Annotated in this window: 4 protein-coding genes; 3 read left to right on the forward strand and 1 reads right to left on the reverse strand. The window is 76.3% G+C overall.

The features are described from left to right. Positions 1-177: 177 nt before the first annotated feature. Positions 178-2019, reverse strand: a complete 1842-nt coding sequence (locus tag CBZ_RS01300; protein ID WP_130779817.1) for an Ig-like domain-containing protein — start codon at positions 2017-2019, stop codon at positions 178-180. Positions 2020-2209: 190 nt separating this feature from the next. Between CBZ_RS01300 and CBZ_RS01305 the strand changes: the two genes are divergently transcribed. The 3 genes from CBZ_RS01305 to CBZ_RS01315 all read left to right on the forward strand — a co-directional run. Then, on the forward strand, positions 2210-2962 hold the full coding sequence (locus CBZ_RS01305; protein ID WP_130779818.1) for a type 1 glutamine amidotransferase: 753 nt from the start codon (positions 2210-2212) through the stop codon (positions 2960-2962). A 381-nt stretch (positions 2963-3343) separates the two neighbouring features. Beyond that, positions 3344-3982, forward strand: a complete 639-nt coding sequence (locus CBZ_RS01310; protein WP_130779819.1) for a helix-turn-helix transcriptional regulator — start codon at positions 3344-3346, stop codon at positions 3980-3982. Between the two features lie 77 nt (positions 3983-4059). Then, positions 4060-4479 (forward strand): hypothetical protein (locus tag CBZ_RS01315; RefSeq protein WP_130779820.1); only part of this gene is annotated, 420 nt, incomplete at its 3' end.

Genomic DNA, 4479 nt, shown 5'->3' on the forward strand with positions numbered 1-4479 from the left:
GGGAGCGCGCTGCACGTCCCCGGCGGGTCGGGTGGCCGTCGGGAGGCGGGGCGGGGGCCCGGGCCGACCGGTCGTCGCCATCGGCCCAGGAACGCCGGACGGCGGTGCGCGACGTGGGTCGCACACCGCCGTCCGGGTGGTGCAGGTCGGGCCTCGGTGCAGGTCGGGCGTGGGCCGTCAGGCGCGCGAGCCCGTGGCCGCGCGGGCGGCCCGCACCCGCGGCGCCGCGACCATCGCCGCACCCGCGACGAGCAGCAGCGCGACGACGCCGAGGAGCGCGGCCGGGTCCCCGCCCGTGGTCGCGAGCTGCGCCGCCGACGCGGCCGGTGCCACGACGGTCGGCGCGGCGGCCGTGACGGTCAGCTCGATCTGCGCGTTGCGCAGGGAGGTCCCGCCCGACGCCACGACGTGGTGCAGACCCGCCGGGGTCCCCGCGGGCACCGTCGTGACGAGCGTCGCGACGCCGGTGAGGTCGGCGACGGCCGTGCCCAGCACGACCGGGTCTGAGTGCAGCGTGAACGTCACGACCTCGCCGGGCAGGAAGCCGCGCGCGACGAGCGTGACGGGCTGCTGCGGCGGGGTGACCGACGTCGAGCCGGCCAGGGCCGCGACGGGCAGGGCGGTCGGCGCGGGCGTCGGCGTGACGGTCGGCGTGGGCGTCGGGGACACCGTGGGCGTGGGCGTGGGCGTGGGCGTGGGCGTGGGCACGACGGCCGTGACCGTCAGGGCGTGCTCGACCGAGTCGGCCTGCGCGTACACGCCCTGGGTGCTGCTGCCCGAGTAGTGGGCGAGGACCGTGTAGGTGCCGGCCGCGAGGGCGGGCGTCGTGACCGTGACCTTGCCGTCGACGAGCGTCGCGTTGACGTGCAGCAGGTACGCGTCGTGGGCGTCGAGGACGATGAGCTGGACGTCGCCCTCGGGCGTGACCGCCTCGTCGTGCGGGCCCGCGACCGTGACGGTCGCCTTGACGGGGCCGGCGACGGCCGTGGCCGGCACGTCGACCGTCACGACGGGACGCGGCGCGACGTGCTCGGAGACGACGAGGTCGTGCGCGTCGGTCGTGGACTCGCCGTGGAAGTCGTCGCCCGAGTAGGTGGCCCGGACGTCGGGGTACAGGCCGGCGCCCAGGGGCAGGTCGAGCACGGCGGCGCCGTCGACGACCGGCGCCCAGCCGAGCGTGCCGTCCGCCCAGGTGAACGTCACGGTGCCGCTGAGCGCGGGCAGGTCCGGGTTGCCGGAGACCTCGGCGCGCAGCCGCACGTCGGACGCGTCGGTGGCCGTGGCGGGGAGGTCCAGCGTCACCTCGGAGGCCGTGAGCACAGTGACCAGCGACGGCGACGACGGCGACGCGGCGAAGCCGGGGGCGCCCAGGTACCGGGCGGTCACGCTGCGGTGGCCGGGGGCCGGCGTGCCGACGTCGCCGTGCGCCTCGCCGTGCGCGTCGACCGCGACGGGCTCGCCGACGTCGACGCCGTCGAGCGCGAACTGCACCGAGCCGGACGTCACCGCGACGCCCCCGGTGCGGACGGTCGCGACGACGGGGAGCAGCGTGGGCCGCTGCAGCACGGGTGCCACGACGACCGACGTGCTGGTCGCGGCGGTGACGGAGCCGACCGCGATCGGGAAGCGGTCGCTCGAGACCCAGGTCTCGGTGCCCTCGCCGTCCTCGTACCCGCAGCGGACCTCGACGTAGCCCTCGGGCGCGTCGGCGGCGAACCAGACGGAGTCGACGAAGACCTTCTGGCTGTCGACGACCTCGCCCCACGAGGTCTTGCCCGTCCCGTTGCCCTCGGACGTCAGCCAGGACGCGATGGTCCAGGGCTGGTCGTCGACGAGGGGGCAGGTGACGGTGATCGGGATCGACGTCTGCACGTCGCCGGTGGCCGGGACGTCGGCGAGCGGGTAGCCGTCGACGGGTGCGGCGCCCGCCGGGGCTGTCACGCCCACGGCAGCGGCCAGCACGAGCACGGCGGTGGTCGCGACGGCGCGGAGCCGTCGGGGGAGGGGTGTGCGCAGCACGGTGGGACCTCTCGGGTGCGGGACGAGGGGGCGACGCCACTGCCCGACGCCGCTCGTCCTATCGACGCCGCTGCGCACGGGATGAGGAGGCGGATGGTGCGACGCACCTCACGTCCGACCTGCGGTGACGTCACGGATGGACCGCAGGACCCGGGTGACGCGGGCCGTCGAGCGGGTACGGTGCTGCCTCGTGACTGCTGCCACGCCCCCTACGGCCCCGGTGCTCACGGTCGTCCAGCTCGACGCCGGTGTGCCGCTCGACCGCTTCGCCGGCTGGCTCGACGGAGTCGAGGTGCGCGTCGTGCGCGCCGACCTCGGTGAGTCCACCGGCCCGGTCGACACCCTCGACGGCCTGCTCGTCCTCGGCGGCCAGATGTCCGCGCTGTCCGACGACGAGCCCGGCGTCCGGGAGACCCGGACCCTGCTCGCGGACGCCGTGCAGGCGGGCGTGCCGACGCTCGGCATCTGCCTGGGCGCGCAGCTGCTCGCGGTGGCGACAGGCGGGCGCGTGCACGTCGCGGCGCCTCCCGGGCGCGAGTCGGGCGTCGTGGACGTGCGCTGGCGCCCCGAGGCCGTCGGCGACCCGGTCGTCGGTGCGCTCGTCGACACGGACGTCCCCGAGGACCACCGGTCGACGCCGATGCCGAGCATGCACGCCGACGCGATCGTCGACCTGCCGCGTGCCGCGACGTGGCTCGCGCACTCGCGGCAGTACCCGTACCAGGCGTTCCGCGTCGGGTCGGCGTGGGGCGTGCAGTTCCACCCCGAGGCGTCGCCCGCGACGTTGCACGCGTGGGCGGACCTGCACGACGACGTCGACACCACGGCCGTGGACACCGCGACGGCCGCGCACGACGCCGAGATCGCGGACGCGGGCGCGACGGTCGCCCGGGCGTTCGCCGCTGTCGTCGTGGCCCGCGCAGGAGACCGCACACCCGCCTAGCCCTCGGCGGCACCCGCACGCCCCCCGGGCCCGGCCCGGCCTCTCCGCGGTGCCCGCAGGCCGGGCCCCGTCTCGCCGACCCCGTCCTGGTGACCGTTCCGCTCGTGGAGACGGTCGCCGCGCCGGTCCCCGTCTCGCCGACCCCGTCCTGGTGACCGTTCCGCTCGTGGAAGCGGTCGCCACGACGGGGTCGGCGCGCGTCCGGCGCCGCACGCACGACCGGGAGCGAGCCGGTCGGTCGGCGCACGTGCGACCGGCGCGTCCCGCCCGCTGCCCCCACCGCTGCCCGCACGGGCAGCACCGTGCGCGACCGGTCGCCGTGCGCGCCGCCCGTCCGCGACGTTGTCGCAGGTGGGGGGCGCGAGGGGGGATCGTGGCTTCGTGGCGGTGCTGGGCGGTGACGGCGTGCTCGACCGCGCCCTCGCCGGTGGGTTGCAGGCGACCGGCTGGTGGGCCGCGTGCGCGCGCTCCTGGGCCGACCTGCCCGCGCCGGTGAACGCCGCGACCGCGTCGAGCGTCCTGCTCCTCGCGACCCGCGGCGCGCTGCCCGACGGACCCCCGCCGCACCGCCTGAACGGGGCCGCGGTGCTCGTCCTCGGGCGGCGGTCGGACGCCCTGGTGCTCGCGCGCGGGATCGAGCGCGGCGCCGTCGCGGCTGTCAGCACCGAGCCGCCCGTCGACGATGTCGTCGCGCGCGTCGACCTGCTGCTGCGCGACCCGCAGGCCCGGGACGACCGGACGGGCGCCGCGGCCCGTCTGCGCCGGCACGCGCGCGAGGCGCGGCTGTTCGCGGCCCTCACGCGACGCGAGGTCGACGTCCTCGTCGCGATGGTCCGGGGGCTCCCCGCGGTGGCCATCGCGGAGGCGCAGAGCGTGTCCCTCGCGACTGTCCGCAGCCACATCCGGTCGATCCTCAGCAAGCTCGGCGTCTCCTCGCAGCTCGCCGCCGTCGCGCTCGCCCACCGCACGTGCGACCTGCCCGCGGTCGTCGGGCAGGTGCGGCAGTTTCATCAATTCTGACGAGGGCAGCGGACGCGCCCCCCGGCAGCGTGGACGTCGCGGTACCCGATGTCCGACCAAGCAGGGGAGAAGTTCCGATGACCGACACCACCGGGGGCGCGCAGTTCTACTCCGCGCTCCAGTCCAAGGCGATGGCCGCCGTGCAGGACACGTTCAAGTCGACGCTGTACCCGGTGCAGTACCCGGCGCAGGGCGACTTCGCGTGGAACTGGCAGAACGCCAACCAGGTCTTCAACGACGCGACCTACGGCTACGCGAACGCGCTCGTGCAGCCGGGCGACATCCCCGGGACGGTCCAGCTGTCCCCGGCGGGCGGCTTCGCCAACGCGTACGTGGGACTGCTCAACGACCTGGTCTTCCAGCTCAGCACGACCGACCAGGCCAAGCTCACCGCGGCGCAGTCCAACGCGACCGTGCAGGCCGGCACGATCGTCAGCGACTACCAGGCGGTCTACGGCCCGATCACCGACGCGCAGCGCGCCGCCGTGGGCGCGCCC

The sequence above is a fragment of the Cellulomonas biazotea genome, from assembly GCF_004306155.1.
Taxonomy (GTDB): Bacteria; Actinomycetota; Actinomycetes; order Actinomycetales; family Cellulomonadaceae; genus Cellulomonas; species Cellulomonas biazotea.